At 48.8% G+C, this 13,401-nt stretch carries 17 protein-coding genes and 1 pseudogene; 6 read left to right on the forward strand and 12 right to left on the reverse strand.

Going from position 1 to position 13,401, the window contains the following annotated elements; all coding sequences use genetic code 11:
• Positions 1-17: 17 nt before the first annotated feature.
• From NYE42_RS05400 to NYE42_RS05425, 6 genes are all read right to left on the reverse strand, one after another.
• A complete protein-coding gene (locus NYE42_RS05400) occupies positions 18-413 on the reverse strand; it encodes a spore germination protein GerPE (protein ID WP_007409166.1) in 396 nt (131 codons plus the stop codon).
• A complete protein-coding gene (locus NYE42_RS05405; RefSeq protein ID WP_003155141.1) occupies positions 413-589 on the reverse strand; it encodes a hypothetical protein in 177 nt (58 codons plus the stop codon). Before NYE42_RS05405 ends, NYE42_RS05400 begins: the two co-directional genes overlap by 1 nt.
• Entirely contained in the window at positions 586-1,203 is a 618-nt protein-coding gene (locus NYE42_RS05410) for a spore germination protein GerPC (protein ID WP_003155139.1), read from the reverse strand. Before NYE42_RS05410 ends, NYE42_RS05405 begins: the two co-directional genes overlap by 4 nt.
• Before the next feature lie 35 nt (positions 1,204-1,238).
• The gene (locus tag NYE42_RS05415; protein WP_007409164.1) at positions 1,239-1,475 is read right to left on the reverse strand and encodes a spore germination protein GerPB; all 237 of its coding nucleotides are present in this window, start codon (positions 1,473-1,475) and stop codon (positions 1,239-1,241) included.
• A 12-nt stretch (positions 1,476-1,487) separates the two neighbouring features.
• Positions 1,488-1,709 carry a spore germination protein gene (locus NYE42_RS05420; RefSeq protein WP_003155135.1) on the reverse strand — a complete coding sequence of 74 codons (222 nt, stop codon included), beginning with the start codon at positions 1,707-1,709 and terminating at the stop codon, positions 1,488-1,490.
• Between the two features lie 189 nt (positions 1,710-1,898).
• Positions 1,899-2,114 (reverse strand): aspartyl-phosphate phosphatase Spo0E family protein, encoded by a 216-nt coding sequence (locus tag NYE42_RS05425; protein ID WP_007409163.1) that lies wholly within the window; start codon positions 2,112-2,114, stop codon positions 1,899-1,901.
• 217 nt (positions 2,115-2,331) lie between these two features.
• Here NYE42_RS05425 and NYE42_RS05430 point away from each other — a divergent pair, with 217 nt between their 5' ends.
• Positions 2,332-3,237 (forward strand): fumarylacetoacetate hydrolase family protein, encoded by a 906-nt coding sequence (locus tag NYE42_RS05430; RefSeq protein ID WP_031378473.1) that lies wholly within the window; start codon positions 2,332-2,334, stop codon positions 3,235-3,237.
• Positions 3,238-3,330: 93 nt separating this feature from the next.
• The gene (locus tag NYE42_RS05435) at positions 3,331-3,687 is read left to right on the forward strand and encodes a YisL family protein (protein ID WP_007409161.1); all 357 of its coding nucleotides are present in this window, start codon (positions 3,331-3,333) and stop codon (positions 3,685-3,687) included.
• A gap of 37 nt (positions 3,688-3,724) precedes the next feature.
• Here the strand turns inward: NYE42_RS05435 and NYE42_RS05440 are convergent, their stop codons facing one another.
• Both NYE42_RS05440 and NYE42_RS05445 read right to left on the reverse strand, forming a co-directional pair.
• Positions 3,725-3,904: a hypothetical protein gene (locus tag NYE42_RS05440; protein WP_233162021.1), complete on the reverse strand. Its 180-nt coding sequence runs from the start codon at positions 3,902-3,904 to the stop codon at positions 3,725-3,727.
• Between the two features lie 35 nt (positions 3,905-3,939).
• The gene (locus NYE42_RS05445; protein ID WP_038456447.1) at positions 3,940-4,482 is read right to left on the reverse strand and encodes a DUF2777 family protein; all 543 of its coding nucleotides are present in this window, start codon (positions 4,480-4,482) and stop codon (positions 3,940-3,942) included.
• A gap of 175 nt (positions 4,483-4,657) precedes the next feature.
• On the opposite strand from NYE42_RS05445, the gene asnB reads away from it, so the two are divergent.
• Entirely contained in the window at positions 4,658-6,499 is a 1,842-nt protein-coding gene (gene asnB / locus NYE42_RS05450) for an asparagine synthase (glutamine-hydrolyzing) (RefSeq protein ID WP_025284535.1), read from the forward strand.
• Between the two features lie 85 nt (positions 6,500-6,584).
• The gene (locus NYE42_RS05455; RefSeq protein WP_352426814.1) at positions 6,585-7,325 is read left to right on the forward strand and encodes a squalene/phytoene synthase family protein; all 741 of its coding nucleotides are present in this window, start codon (positions 6,585-6,587) and stop codon (positions 7,323-7,325) included.
• Positions 7,326-7,360: 35 nt separating this feature from the next.
• Here the strand turns inward: NYE42_RS05455 and NYE42_RS05460 are convergent, their stop codons facing one another.
• Positions 7,361-8,728 (reverse strand): MATE family efflux transporter, encoded by a 1,368-nt coding sequence (locus tag NYE42_RS05460; protein WP_031378475.1) that lies wholly within the window; start codon positions 8,726-8,728, stop codon positions 7,361-7,363.
• Between the two features lie 122 nt (positions 8,729-8,850).
• On the opposite strand from NYE42_RS05460, the gene NYE42_RS05465 reads away from it, so the two are divergent.
• Positions 8,851-9,714 (forward strand): AraC family transcriptional regulator, encoded by an 864-nt coding sequence (locus NYE42_RS05465; protein ID WP_007409155.1) that lies wholly within the window; start codon positions 8,851-8,853, stop codon positions 9,712-9,714.
• Positions 9,715-9,857: 143 nt separating this feature from the next.
• On the opposite strand, the gene NYE42_RS05470 is transcribed toward NYE42_RS05465, so the two are convergent.
• Positions 9,858-10,352 (reverse strand): DinB family protein, encoded by a 495-nt coding sequence (locus tag NYE42_RS05470; protein WP_015239546.1) that lies wholly within the window; start codon positions 10,350-10,352, stop codon positions 9,858-9,860.
• Positions 10,353-10,406: 54 nt separating this feature from the next.
• Positions 10,407-11,014: pseudogene (locus NYE42_RS05475) on the reverse strand (LysE family transporter).
• Between the two features lie 125 nt (positions 11,015-11,139).
• Between NYE42_RS05475 and NYE42_RS05480 the strand changes: the two are divergent.
• The gene (locus NYE42_RS05480; protein ID WP_020955614.1) at positions 11,140-12,582 is read left to right on the forward strand and encodes an aminotransferase class I/II-fold pyridoxal phosphate-dependent enzyme; all 1,443 of its coding nucleotides are present in this window, start codon (positions 11,140-11,142) and stop codon (positions 12,580-12,582) included.
• Positions 12,583-12,589: 7 nt separating this feature from the next.
• Here NYE42_RS05480 and NYE42_RS05485 read toward each other — a convergent pair whose 3' ends face one another.
• Positions 12,590-13,216, reverse strand: a complete 627-nt coding sequence (locus NYE42_RS05485) for a pentapeptide repeat-containing protein (protein WP_042635043.1) — start codon at positions 13,214-13,216, stop codon at positions 12,590-12,592.
• Positions 13,217-13,401 lie beyond the last annotated feature (185 nt).

Consider the following 13,401-nt stretch of genomic DNA (forward strand, 5'->3'; position numbering starts at 1 on the left):
CTCATCGTCATTATATGTCAGGGCTGCTGTGATTGTGAGCTTGGCGTGAAGATCTGCCTAATATGTTTCAGCCGCGAATCTCCCAGAACGATCGACGTCGATCCGATTTGAACCACGGACGCTGACGATACCCCTTGAACTTTCACATTCCTTACCCGAATTGAAGGGTTTTCATGGCAGAATGCGCTTTGGACTCCCGTTTCCGGTAACGGCATGACGGCCGGCTGCCGAAAAATCTGGTATTCTTTTTTGTTAAATGAGCCTTCATCATCTCTGTATACAGCAAGACTACGCTGATCGGCCAATACTTTGATCCGCATATTGATTTCATTTGTATCGCCTGCTTGAAAGACACTCGCAATCCCGACTGAATTGATTTTGGCGTTCCGGAGGCGTGAAATGCGCTTTAACATTATTCCGGCGCCAGCGGCACATAAGGCCCGATAATAAGAGATTCCGGAGGCGTGTCAAAGATGGAAGACAGATAGACGGAATCGGTGTCGCCGATTAATAATAAGGAAGAACTGGATACACCGGTAGACCGGATGTCGCCGACTTCAATATTCCGGTTAATCACTGTAAAAATCATGACGGATCATCACCTTTCATTTCACCAGGTATGTGCTTAATAAAGTGCTCGACGGCCCTGACAATATCACGCTTCACATGTTCGGCAATCTGCTCGGCATATTGCGCGGGCGCCGTATTTTCTTCTTTCGGGACATGGGACAGATAATACTGAATCCGGCTGTCCATCTGCTTTCTGATATCTTCAATAATATGATATTTGTTCGTTTCGTCCAGCCTGCTCTCATACTGAGTTTCGAGCTGTTCTAAAAGCGCGGGGATTTCTTCATTCAGGTACATATCGACGTTTTGGCGGATTTGCTGCATTTGCTGGCCCGCCTGTTCCTGCTGCATCATTCCGACCTGCGGAGATGTCTGGCCGACTTCGAAGTTTTGCACGGCATTCGGATCAGTCGGATTCAATCCGATATTCAGCGTTCCTTCCAGCCGTTCAATTTTCAGCTGATCAAATTTATACTCGAGCCGATCGATTCTTGTAGAAGGCTGCTGCTTCAGCGTTGAAATTTCATTTTGGAATTCTTTCAGCTGCCGTTCGAGCTCCTGAATCTGCTGCGCCTGCTGCTGGACGAAAGAATTTAAATTCTGCAGGTAGGATGAAACGGATTGATCATACATGACATTCACCTCGCGTCTCGTTTCCTTCATTAAAACTACCGGCTTGGCGGCTGGAGCGGTACAAATGATGAGGTGCCGGGACCTCCCCCTGTTGTTACAGTCTGCTGCCCCGCGGTGACAGGCGGCGCCGGCTCAACATAACTCCCTGTGTTGTACAGATTGGAAAGAGATTTAATTGAACCGGCGCTTCCGATTTGCAGTATGGAGGAATTGCTGACAGATTCTACACGCATGTAATTGATATGGATCGACTGATTGACGTAAAAATTCATACGGCGCCTCCTTTATGCGTTTCCTGCCATCGGCTGATCGATTACATCATTATCGTACACATTCGTTGAATTCCTGTAATTCGTCAGTGTGAGATTGTCTCCGGTATTGAAGCTGCCCGCTCCGGCAAATGTCTTAACCTCTGCTTTTGGAGAAATGGTGATGCAGTCGCCTATATGAACGACTCCGCTCGTACCGACGGCATTAATTTTAAACGCTCCGACAATTGCGGGCATACGAGCACATCCTTTTCGTGAAGATTTTCATGACTGCACTCCAGGAGCTTATCTGGGCTGCCTGCCTAAAATAGCTTATGACAAATGCACATTTTTGTGAGCGGAAAAAACTTTAGACGTAAAAACACCGGCGCTTTACGCATGCCGGGTCTTATACATAAATGATACAGATTTATATACATATCACGTTTATGAGAAAGCCTCTTTTTTTCCTGCGGTGCGGCCGTGCTCAATCTGTGCGGCCGGGTTCAGCCCGCTGTCTTTCGTTTGTTGGATGAGCCCGCCCCGGCACCCGTTTAAAAGGCTGTCCAGCTCCTGGCTGCACCTGATGGTCTCCGTTGCATTGATTCCGAATTTTTGCGCTGTCTCGAATAAAGTTAATCTTTTTTCTTCAATTTTGTTCATCGTGTGATCTCCAATTCTCGATTATTTTGGAAAACATAGGATGATAATAGTATAACCCATTTTGGCCAAGAAGGTTTTATTTCGTCAATATGACTAAAAAAGTGACAATTTTTGATACTCTTTTACACTTATTTTCAGCCTGTTTAAAAGAGGAATTTCCCGCCCGGAGGAAGAATACATAAAGGAATGCCAGATTTAAAAATGATGGGGGATTAACATGAAATTTGCGACAGGGGAACTGAACAGCCGAACATTTGTCGGTCTGATCATTGATGATGACAAAATCTTAGATCTGCAAAAGGCTGAAAAAAAATTGTTTGAACTTGAGACGATTCCGGGTTCGCTGATCGAGTGCATTCAAAAAGGAGATAAGTTTGTCGCGCATGCCGGACAGCTTGCGGAATGGGCGAAAAAACCGAATGATGAGTCGGGTTCATTTATGTATGCGCTGTCTGACGTAAAGCTTTGCGCGCCTATTCCGAGACCTTCAAAGAACGTGATCTGCATCGGGAAAAATTATCGTGATCATGCTGTTGAAATGGGGAGTGAGGCTGATATACCGGAGCATCCCATGGTTTTTACGAAAGCCCCCGCTGCCGTTACAGGACACGGAGAAACAGTGGACAGCCACTTGGACGTAACGGAGCAGCTTGATTATGAAGGGGAGCTTGCGGTCATCATATCAAAAAGCGGATCGCACATCTCCAAAGAACATGCACTTGATCATATATTCGGCTATACAATTGTAAATGATATAACAGCGCGCGATCTGCAGAAGAAACATAAACAGTTTTTTATCGGCAAAAGCCTCGATACGACATGCCCGATGGGCCCGGTCATTGTACATAAGTCGGCCGTCAGTGATCCGCAAAGCCTGAAAGTTGAAACGCGGGTGAACGGAGAACTGCGCCAATCAGGATCAACGGGTGACATGATTTTTCCGATAGCTGAATTAATCGAAACGCTGTCAAAAGGAATGACGCTTGAAGCCGGTGACATTATAGCGACGGGGACGCCGTCCGGTGTCGGAAAAGGGTTTAAGCCGCCGAAATTTTTAAAGCCGGGGGACCGCATTGACATTACAATTGAACCGATCGGCACGCTGTCGAACCAAATCGGATAATTGTGTGTCTTTCGCACGATTGATAATGCTCCGATCGGCTTGTTGTGGTACCATAAGTGAGGCAGATTGATCTGATAGGGGGAATTGAACATAATGACACATTGGCATATTACTTCATGGGTCGTTGCGCTTATCCTGGTATTTGTCAGCTACGGGCTGTACGGTTCCGGAAAAGCGAAGGGCGCAAAAATTACGCATATGATTCTGCGCTTATTCTACATTATTATTATTCTGACCGGAGCTGAGCTTTTTGTCCGTTTTGCGAATTGGAACGGAGAGTACGCCGGAAAAATGCTGCTCGGCATCATTACCATCGGACTGATGGAAATGCTCGTCATCCGCAAGAAAAAAGGCAAATCAACCGGCGGACTGTGGATCGGTTTTATTATCGTGCTCGTCCTGACGGTGCTGCTCGGCCTACACTTGCCGATCGGCTTTCACGTATTTTAATCAATCGCTTGAAAAACCCGGATGCATCCGGGTTTTTTTAGTCGCGCAACTGTGCCGCTGAATGAGAAATGCCGTGGCAGGGGGATGTTGATGAGGCGAAGAAGATGTGCAGGATGCCAAAAGCGTCAATCACTCTCGTTACCGCAAAAGCTGCGGCTGTGAAGGGTAATAGCAAACGCCGGGCGTCAATCAGCGTGAAAAACAAAGCTGAATACATCAGGCGGCACCTATTTAAAAGGTGCCGCCTGTTTGTTACGCGGTGCCGTCTTGTCTTGCCGCTGAATACATAATGGAGCGCCGCCCGTCAGATGCCGTCCATTCAAATCTGTCGTGTTTACCCGAGCTGCCGCGGTGATGCTGCAGGGCGCATTGTGCGTCATCCGCCGAGAAGTGATAAAACGAAACGCCTTCACCGGAAAACAGCGCCTGATTGTAGGAAAATACGCAATCATATACAGACAGGCCGAACCCGTGAAGATGGCTGAGAAACAGCAGAAACGTTTCATCGTCCAGCGAATCGAGCAAGGTTAACAGCGGCCGTTTGACCGCCTTTTCATAACGGATTTCTTCCCCGCCGAGCAGGGGGATGGTGTCTGCGCCGATTTCGGCCGCACCGCCGCAAATCCGTGCCGGCTGCCATCTGCCGCCGCGTTTCATCAATACGTCTGCGTTACCTAGACTGTCTGCCAGCAGGATATCGCCTTCATCGTTTTCGACGAGGCAGATGCCGTCCTCTATCATCAGGGTGCCGCGCCCCCATTTGTTTTTTTCTGAGAAAAGCTGTTTTCGTTTCATAACCGTGCCGGTCTCCTTTGTTTGTTTCTTCTCTTCCGTTCTTTCCAAATCGGGCTTGTCTCATACAACTCTTAGTGGGACAAATCAACTATCTGCGTTTCTTTGCATAAACTGGGTAAAGTGCTGATAGAAACGAATTTGATACCGACAGAAACGGGATTGGAGCTGATATCACATGTGTGGAATTGCGGGTTGGGTCGATTTTCAAAAGCAGCTCGTCCAAGAGAAACATATTATGAACAATATGATAGACACTCTTTCAAAACGAGGGCCTGATGATTCAAACGTCTGGGGAGAGCCCCATGTTTTATTCGGACATAAAAGACTTTCGGTCGTTGACATTGAAGGCGGCCGCCAGCCGATGGCCTGCACGCATCAAGAGGAAACGTACACCATCATTTATAATGGAGAGCTGTATAACACGGAGGAATTGCGGAAGGAGCTTCAGGCGAGGGGCCACCGTTTTGAGAGGACCTCTGATACAGAAGTGCTGCTGCACAGCTATATTGAGTGGCGGGAGGAGTGCGTGGACCGCTTGAACGGTATTTTCGCTTTTGCCATCTGGGATGAGAAGCGCAAGCGGCTGTTCGGGGCAAGAGACCGGCTCGGCGTCAAACCGTTTTTTTATAAAGAACACGGCTCTTCCTTTCTGTTTGGGTCGGAATTGAAAGCCATTCTTGCTCATCCTGATGTGAAAGCCCGCACAGACAGCGGCGGACTTGCGGAAGTATTCGGACTCGGGCCGTCCAGAACTCCGGGCTGCGGGGTGTTTAAAGGAATTCACGAGGTGCGTCCCGCCCATGCGTTCACTTTCTCAAAGGACGGTTTGTCCATATGGCGTTATTGGAATGTAAAGAGCGAAAAGCATACAGACAGCTTCGATGAAACCGCGGCTCACATTCGGTACTTATTTCAGGATGCAGTGACACGCCAGCTCGTATCTGACGTGCCGGTTTGCACGTTTTTATCAGGGGGGCTTGATTCGAGCGCGATAACCGCGATAGCCGCCGCTCATTTTGAGAAACAAGGCAGAGATCCCCTTCATACTTATTCCATTGATTATGAGGAGAACAGCAAATTTTTTAAAGCGAGCGCCTTTCAGCCGAATGATGACGGCCCGTGGATCGATAAAATGACAAATGCATTCGGCACACAGCATCATAAGTGCGTGATTACGCAGGATCAGCTGGTTGAACATCTGGAGGAATCCGTTCTCGTCAGAGATCTGCCGGGCATGGCTGATGTTGATTCCTCGCTATTATGGTTCTGCCGGGAAATTAAAAAAGATTTTGTCGTGAGCCTTTCCGGAGAATGCGCGGACGAAATTTTCGGCGGATATCCGTGGTTTCACACCGCGGCAGAAGAAGACGGATTTCCTTGGATGAGGTCGACTGAGGAGAGGATCACGCTCTTGGATGAAAAGTGGCAAAAACGGCTGAATCTTAGAGAATACGTGAATGCGAGATATGAAGAAACCATTGCGGAAACGCCGCTGTTGGACGGTGAGACGGGAACAGATAAAGCGAGACGGCAGCTGTTCTACTTAAATATGCTTTGGTTTATGACAAATCTGCTCGACCGCAAAGACCGCATGAGCATGGGCGCAAGTCTTGAAGTACGGGTGCCGTTCGCCGACCACAGACTTGTGGAATACGTTTGGAATATTCCTTGGGAAATGAAAATGCATGGCAGCCGGGAAAAAGGCATCTTGCGGAAAGCGCTTGAAGGACTGCTTCCTGAAGATATTTTGTACCGCAAAAAAAGCCCTTATCCGAAAACGCATCACCCGAAATACACGCAGGGGGTCACGGAATGGCTGAAAACGATTTTACAACAGAAAGATTCCGTGCTTCACACCCTGCTTGACAGAAAGAAGCTGGAAATGCTGCTGGAGACAGAAGGTTCATCTTTTCAGGTTCCGTGGTTCGGCCAGCTGATGAAAGGCCCGCAGCTGATCGCCCATCTTGCCCAGATCCATACATGGTTTGAGGCGTACCGTATCGATATAGAAGAATAACAGTGCCGCGACCGGTTTCCGCTGAAGGATATCGGTCTTTTTATTGTGAAACATATGGTACACTAAAAAACAGAGGAGTGATACCATGACCGAATACGAAACATGCGCCCAGCTTGCCGAGGCGCACTTTCCTTTATATAAACGGACTTTCTCATCCCTGCCGCCAAAAAACAGGCGGGCCGCATGGGCGGTGCTTGCTTTGTTTCACGAAGCTGACCGGCTTGATGTGCAGGAACTTGGAGGATTTGAACAGGCGGCACAAGACTTTCTGAACGGGGCACGCGCCGACGGCTTTTTGTGGGAGGCGCTCACCGATGTGCGGCAGCAATTTGCGCTTGAAGAAGAGCCGTTACGTGAGTTTATCGCCGGCCAAATCTCTGACAGAGAAAAAGTAGCGTATCAAGAGTTTGATGACCTGCTGATGTACGCGGGCCAAACAGGCGGAGCCCTCGGCCTGCTTCTGCTGCCGGTTTGTGCGCGCCGGAACCAAGAGAAACTCCGCCATGCAGCCGTTTCATTAGGAGCAGCCATTCAGCTGACCCGGGTGCTTCTGGGGGTCCATACGGATGAGCGGGCGAAAAAGCGTCTCCCGCGCCAGGTGATGAAGCAATTCGGCTATACGGAAGAAGAGCTGGAGAGCCATACCGTCAACAAAGCTTTTATGAATGTATGGGAGTACATCGCATTCGAGGCTGAGGCGTATTTCGAGGAGGCGTCTGAAGAGCTGGAGCTGTTTCCGTTATACTCAAGGCCCGCCGTTACCGGTTTGCTGGCACATTATCGGTCAGAGCTCGGTGACATGAGACAACGGCTTTCGCAAGCATAAAAAAACGCCCGGCTTCATAACGAAGCTTCGGGCGTTTATGCAATCCCTTTTTGAATCCAAATCCGCGACCGCCATCTTCTGTACATAAGAATGCCTCTGACCCATTCATCCGCGATAAATGAAATCCAGATGCCCATAAGCCCTAATCCGAAATGGATGCCGAACAGATAAGCGAGAGGCAGTCCGATACCCCACATGGAAATCATTGCCATGTAGACGGGGAATTTTGCATCTCCGGCAGCCCGCAGCGAGTTGATGATAATGACATTAAATGAACGGCCGGGCTCAAGAATGATCGTCATCGCGATCAGCATGCTCGCCGTCGCAATAATGTCAGGACTGCTTGTGAAAATTCCGATCAGCTGCTTTGAAAACAAGGTCATGATCACGGATGTCAAAGCGGCAATGCCAAGCGCCCAGTACAGACTTTTCATGCAGCGGTCATAAGCCTCGTCAAACCGTTTGGCGCCGATATATCTGCCGATCAAAATCTGTGTGCCCTGGCTGATCGCCGTTCCGAACAGCAGGATAAACATGGTGATGTTTTGCGTATAAACCTTTGTTGTAAGTGCCTGAGCGCCCATAATAGCGATAAAATAAGTGACAACCATTTGTGAAATGTTGTAAGACAGCTGTTCGCCGGCAGACGGAATCCCGATTTTCAGGAGTTTCCGCAAGTGCTCTTTATGGACGTGAAAAATCTTTTGCCATGTCAGACCGAGTCCGATGCGTTTTTTGACGATCACAATCATCGCGATCAGCCCGATGATCCGCGCAAAGGACGTTGACATCGCAACACCGGCGACGCCTAACACCGGAAGGCCGAGCGGCCCGAAAATGACAAGAAAGTTTCCGGCAATATTTAAAATATTCATCCCGATCGTAACGAACATCGTATCCTTCGTATGACCGTAGCTTTTTAAAATGGCGCTGAACGTCATAATCAAAGCCTGAATGAAGGACAGCCCGCCGACCACCTGCAAAAAGACTTTGGCATCCGGCATCAATTCATTGGAAAGACCCATCACATGAAGCAGCGGAACGGCCGCAAAAAATATGGCGGCGCTGATGGCGAGACTGATGACAAAGTTCGCTCCTATTGATACATAAGCCACTTCCTGCGCCTCTTTTTTCTGTTTAGATCCTAAAAACTGTGAAATCACAATTGTCGTACCCGTTGCGATAAAGCTGAACATCACGATAATTAAATTTAAAATCTGATTGCTGACACCCACGGCCGCCACACTGTTGTCGGAGTATTGGCTAAGCATAAGAGTGTCGGCGTTTCCCATAAACATATATAATGAAACCTCAATAAATATCGGCCAAGTCAGCGCGTATAATGAGAGTTTGTGATCAGAGGATTGTTTGAATGCAGCCCGTTTTAAAATCGCTTGTTTCATTTCTTTTAACCCCTTTCCTGAAAAAATCAACGTTTAAAAGTGTACCTCCATTTTCTTATAATAAAAAGGGAGAGAAACGAAACTTCTTGCAAAAATCCGACTTAAAAAGGAGGGCCGAAAATATGTCCTTTCTCGAGTTCACAGTTCCTCCGTTCCCGGTCTTTATCGCTGCGGGAGAAGGAGTGTTCAAAAAAGGCGAAACCCATGTGAGACGGGTCTTTCCGGTGTTTGATCTGCTGTATGTGAAAGAAGGCGTCCTCTACATTACAGAAGACGAAAACGCCTTTTCCGTTGAAGCGGGAGAATATATTCTGCTTTCTCCCGGCCTTGAACATTACGGAACAAAAGGCAGTGAAGAAACGACATCCTATTCGTGGCTTCATTTTGAAGGAGCGGCTTATGAGGTGACGGAAACAACCGGGAACAACTGGTCGGAGCTGAGGCGAAAAAAAGGGAGCTTTGAAGAGCCGTCCCGCTACCGCCTGTCCCTGCCGCAAAAAGGGAAGGTGAGACGCCCGCAGTTTATGGCCGGGCAATTCAGTGTGCTGACCGATGACAGCGCAGAGAACTCCGATCTGCCGCTCAGAAAGCAGATTCTGTTTGAAGAGCTGCTGCTCCATCTTCAGAAAGAAGCGTTCCAAATCCCGTCCGCAAAGGAAAGAGTCGCATGGGAGGCCGCCCGGTACCTGCAGGAGCACTATCAGGAGAAAACAACCATTAAAGCGCTCTCTTCGGCTCTTCATTACAACCAAGACTACGTGACCCGCTGCATGCAGCAGGTGCTCGGCGTCACGCCCGGCCAGTATACGAACAAAGTCAGAATGACGGAGGCGAAACGTCTTTTGTCCGCAACCAATGACAAAATGGGGGCGATCGCGGACGCCATCGGTATGGAGGACCCAACCTATTTTTCCAAACTGTTTAAACAGATTGAAGGCATTTCGCCGCTTGAATACCGCAAATTCGTAAGCCGGAAAACGGACTGACCTAAAACCAGAGAACAAAAGAGGGATCAGTAAGCATGGAAATGACAATTTACGATGTGGCCGAAAAAGCGGGCGTCTCCGGCTATATCGGATTATGATAGATTCGAAGTAAAAAAGCAAAGGCCCGGGAGGCCTTTGCTTTTTTATGATTCGTATGAGAAAAAAATGTAGTCAGTCGGCACGCCTTTATAGCCCATTTGGTGAAGCATCGCGGTGATATTGCCGCGATGGTATGTGCCGTGATTCACAACATGCCGGATCACATCGGCATATGTCGTCTGAAGCGTCCCCAGGCGCGGATGAGAAATAGAGATCGGACCTTCCGGGTTCTCCATTTCTTTTAAAAATTCGCTGAATTCTTTGTCCAGTTCAGTCATTCTATGTTCAATCGCCTCAAAATCTCCGTCAAGCTTTTCAAATTGATCAAACTGCGAGACGATTTGTTCGAAAGTTTCTCCGTAAAGCACGTGAAGCCAAATGTAATCAGCCCGGTATATATGCACAAGCACGGCGTTCACAGTCGGAAAAACACTTTTCAGTTTCTGCTGTAAGCTGACCGCGGGCAGCGTCTTCAGATGCTGAATAACTTGCTCATTTGCCCATCTGTGGTAGTGATACAGCTTTAAAATGTCTGACATTCCAATTCCCCCTCTTCCTTCCGGTACATTCAACATGGCCTGGCCGAATTCCTTTTATCGAAACAAAAGCGCAGCAAAATAAAAAGCAGCACCCCACATCACCAATGCCGAGCATTTATTCAGGATGCCGAGGAGCCGGCCTCCTGTATCCGCCGTTTGGACGAGCCGTCCCGCGAATGCCAGTCCGGCGAACCATACCCAGGAAACCGCGATACAAGCACCGGCAAACAGCCATTTATCAATTCCCGGATAGGCGGCGGAGCTTGTGCCGATGACACTGACGGTATCCAAAATCGCATGCGGGTTCAAAAGGGATACCATGGCGGCCGTGACCGCCTGTTTTTTTGCCGTGAAAAACGTTTTTCTCGCCTGTTCGGCCTGCGGTTTGCTTCTCCAAGTCTGCCAGCCTAAAAACTGAGAAACAAAAAGCCGCCTATAAGCATGACGGTCTGAAAAACGGGAATCTCTGCAATAATCATTGACACGCCTGCGACCGCCGCGCTGATGAGAATCGTATCGCATACCGCGGCGGCAATCACTGCGGGAAACGCCTGCCACACATGTTTTTGCCAGGCTCCCTGCTGAAAAATAAACACGTTTTGCGCGCCCAATGGCAAAATAAGGCCGAAAGCGAGCATCACTCCGTGAAGAATGGCATTCATATCGTAAAACCCTCCAATCGTCAACTAAATCTCATTGTAGCCGCACTGTGTGCTGATGTCTCCGGCCATTTGGCTGGTACTTAAACCAGCCAAATGTATAATAAATAAAGAAGGAGGGATGACGTATGAACAGCTGGCGTCCGGATCGGGAGTCGCACATACCGCTTTATCTCCAGATCGAACAGCATATAAAAGAAAAAATACTTCATGGCGAATGGACCATTGGCACGAAAATTCCCTCACAAAGAAAGCTCGCCGAGGAGCTTCAGGTCAACCGAAGCACAGTGACGGCAGCAGTTGATGAGTTAATCGCCCAAGGTCTTCTGGAAGGAAAAAGAGGGGGAGGCACAAAGGTCGTCAACAATACGTGGAGCATCATGGCAGCGGCTAAGCCCCTTGATTGGAGCACATACGTTACATCGGGGAGTCATCAGCCGAATTCATCCTTGATTCAGGCCATTAATCAAAACGAGCCGCGTCCGGATCTGATCAGGCTGGGGACGGGTGAACTGAGTCAAGAGCTGCTGCCTGAGCAGGAGATGGCCGAACTGTTCCGTGAAGCGGGAACTAACATTTTTGCGCTCGGCTATGAAGAACCGAAGGGCAGCCTGCAGCTTCGGCAAAGCGTCGCGGAACATTTGAAAACAAAGGGGATTCACGCGTCCCCGGCATCCATCGTAATCGTCTCAGGCGCGCTGCAGGCGCTTCAGCTCATTTCAATCGGGCTGCTAAAACCAAACTCCGTCATGCTGACTGAAAACCCGTCGTATCTCCATTCCCTGCGTGTGTTTCAATCAGCGGGCGTCAGGCTTAAGGGAGTGCCGATGGATGGGAGCGGAATCAAAACGGATCATCTTCCCGCTTACCGGCGGCAATACGAAGCAGGGCTGCTGTACACCATTCCGTCATTCCATAATCCGACGGGAACGGTGATGTCACTCAAGCGGAGGAAGGAACTCATCGTCCTCACAAGAAATCACCGCCTGCCTGTCATTGAAGATGACGCATACGGTGATCTATGGATCGATAAAGAACCGCCGCCTCCGTTAAAATCCATGGACGGTGAGGGGAATGTACTGTATATCGGCACGCTGTCAAAAACCGTAAGCCCGGGTCTGCGCATCGGATGGGTCGTCGCCCCTGAGCCGGTTGCAGACAGGCTCGCCGATATTAAAATGCAGACGGATTACGGCTCCAGTGCTTTATCTCAATGGGCGGCATGTCAATGGCTGTCAAGCGGCCGCTATGAAGCGCGCCTTTTGCGTCTCAGAAAGGAACTCAAAATCAGAAGAGATGCGGCATTGCGTTTTCTTAAGAGATACGCGGGAGATATTGCGGAGTGGCGTGTGCCGGAGGGGGGCTTTTATATTTGGGTCACTTTTCATCAAGCAATCGCCGTTCAGACGCTTTTCACCCGTGCCTTGGAGGCCGGCGTGCTGATCAATCCGGGAGCTCTCTATCTTCCCGAAGACCGGCAAAGCCTGCGTCTTTCCTATTCATACGCATCCTTACCGGACTTGGAAAAAGGCATTCAAACGATAGCGGACATCGCCCGCCGTTTCGTTTAATAAAAGATCACGTCACAATGGCTCCGAGCGCTTCTGCGAATGTAACGGCATGCGCCGGAGAGATGCGGCATCCTTTCAGCTTCTCAAGTGAGACGTGCAGGTGATCAAATGTGCACGTGCTGATATCCATATTAAAAAGAGACGTGCCGATAAAATTTGAGCTGTTCAAATCACAGGCGTCAAGATCTGTGTATTCAAGAACCGCATCATTCCACTCGCTTTCTGTAAGAGCGCACGTGTCAAACCGGACATGCTTCATATTGGAATAGCTGAAGGAGCTGTAATTTGCGAGGCAGTCTTCAAACCGTACATGACGCATGGCGGAATCCGCCAGATTCAAGCCGAGAATTTTTGAATGCTGAAACGCCGTTCTATGGATGATGCTTCCGCTGAAATCAGCGTTTGAGACATCACATTTGTCAAACAGGACATCCGTACATTCCATATGTCTGAAAGAGACATCCGTAAAAACGGTGTTTCTGAAAATGACTTTTTCGGCGCGCAGGCCGTCCAGTTTGCTGTTTACCACGGCGTTTTCTATGACGACTTCTTTTATGAGGTCGTCCTGAAGCGCTTCTGTGAAAGAAAGCACCGGCAATTCTTTCGGGATTTTCGGTTTTTGGATCGTATTCATCTCATACTTCCTTTTCTGAATTAATAGCTGAAAACGGCAATTGACAGATATCGTTCTGCCTGCCATCCTTGCTGTTGTGTAATGTACAAAGGGTATTAAAAAAGCGGGAGGGCGTCAATAGTACCGCATATAAAAGCAGGCGTGACATTCAAGGTAATGCCCTTAGAGACATGTCCCCAAGGGCA

The sequence above is a fragment of the Bacillus sp. FSL K6-2865 genome, assembly GCF_040311405.1.
Lineage (GTDB): Bacteria > Bacillota > Bacilli > Bacillales > Bacillaceae > Bacillus > Bacillus velezensis.

What these genes read in the sequence shown, in the direction of transcription:
- NYE42_RS05440 (WP_233162021.1), bottom strand. Translation starts at nt 3,904, where the DNA reads ATGTATTCAGCTTTGTTTTTCACGCTGATTGACGCCCGGCGTTTGCTA.
- NYE42_RS05470 (WP_015239546.1), bottom strand. Translation starts at nt 10,352, where the DNA reads ATGTCAGACATTTTAAAGCTGTATCACTACCACAGATGGGCAAATGAG.
- NYE42_RS05465 (WP_007409155.1), top strand. Translation starts at nt 8,851, where the DNA reads ATGTCCTTTCTCGAGTTCACAGTTCCTCCGTTCCCGGTCTTTATCGCT.
- NYE42_RS05410 (WP_003155139.1), bottom strand. Translation starts at nt 1,203, where the DNA reads ATGTATGATCAATCCGTTTCATCCTACCTGCAGAATTTAAATTCTTTC.
- NYE42_RS05400 (WP_007409166.1), bottom strand. Translation starts at nt 413, where the DNA reads ATGTTAAAGCGCATTTCACGCCTCCGGAACGCCAAAATCAATTCAGTC.
- NYE42_RS05455 (WP_352426814.1), top strand. Translation starts at nt 6,585, where the DNA reads ATGACCGAATACGAAACATGCGCCCAGCTTGCCGAGGCGCACTTTCCT.
- NYE42_RS05435 (WP_007409161.1), top strand. Translation starts at nt 3,331, where the DNA reads ATGACACATTGGCATATTACTTCATGGGTCGTTGCGCTTATCCTGGTA.
- NYE42_RS05425 (WP_007409163.1), bottom strand. Translation starts at nt 2,114, where the DNA reads ATGAACAAAATTGAAGAAAAAAGATTAACTTTATTCGAGACAGCGCAA.
- NYE42_RS05445 (WP_038456447.1), bottom strand. Translation starts at nt 4,482, where the DNA reads ATGAAACGAAAACAGCTTTTCTCAGAAAAAAACAAATGGGGGCGCGGC.
- NYE42_RS05430 (WP_031378473.1), top strand. Translation starts at nt 2,332, where the DNA reads ATGAAATTTGCGACAGGGGAACTGAACAGCCGAACATTTGTCGGTCTG.
- NYE42_RS05405 (WP_003155141.1), bottom strand. Translation starts at nt 589, where the DNA reads ATGATTTTTACAGTGATTAACCGGAATATTGAAGTCGGCGACATCCGG.
- asnB (WP_025284535.1), top strand. Translation starts at nt 4,658, where the DNA reads ATGTGTGGAATTGCGGGTTGGGTCGATTTTCAAAAGCAGCTCGTCCAA.
- NYE42_RS05485 (WP_042635043.1), bottom strand. Translation starts at nt 13,216, where the DNA reads ATGAATACGATCCAAAAACCGAAAATCCCGAAAGAATTGCCGGTGCTT.
- NYE42_RS05420 (WP_003155135.1), bottom strand. Translation starts at nt 1,709, where the DNA reads ATGCCCGCAATTGTCGGAGCGTTTAAAATTAATGCCGTCGGTACGAGC.
- NYE42_RS05415 (WP_007409164.1), bottom strand. Translation starts at nt 1,475, where the DNA reads ATGAATTTTTACGTCAATCAGTCGATCCATATCAATTACATGCGTGTA.
- NYE42_RS05480 (WP_020955614.1), top strand. Translation starts at nt 11,140, where the DNA reads ATGAACAGCTGGCGTCCGGATCGGGAGTCGCACATACCGCTTTATCTC.
- NYE42_RS05460 (WP_031378475.1), bottom strand. Translation starts at nt 8,728, where the DNA reads ATGAAACAAGCGATTTTAAAACGGGCTGCATTCAAACAATCCTCTGAT.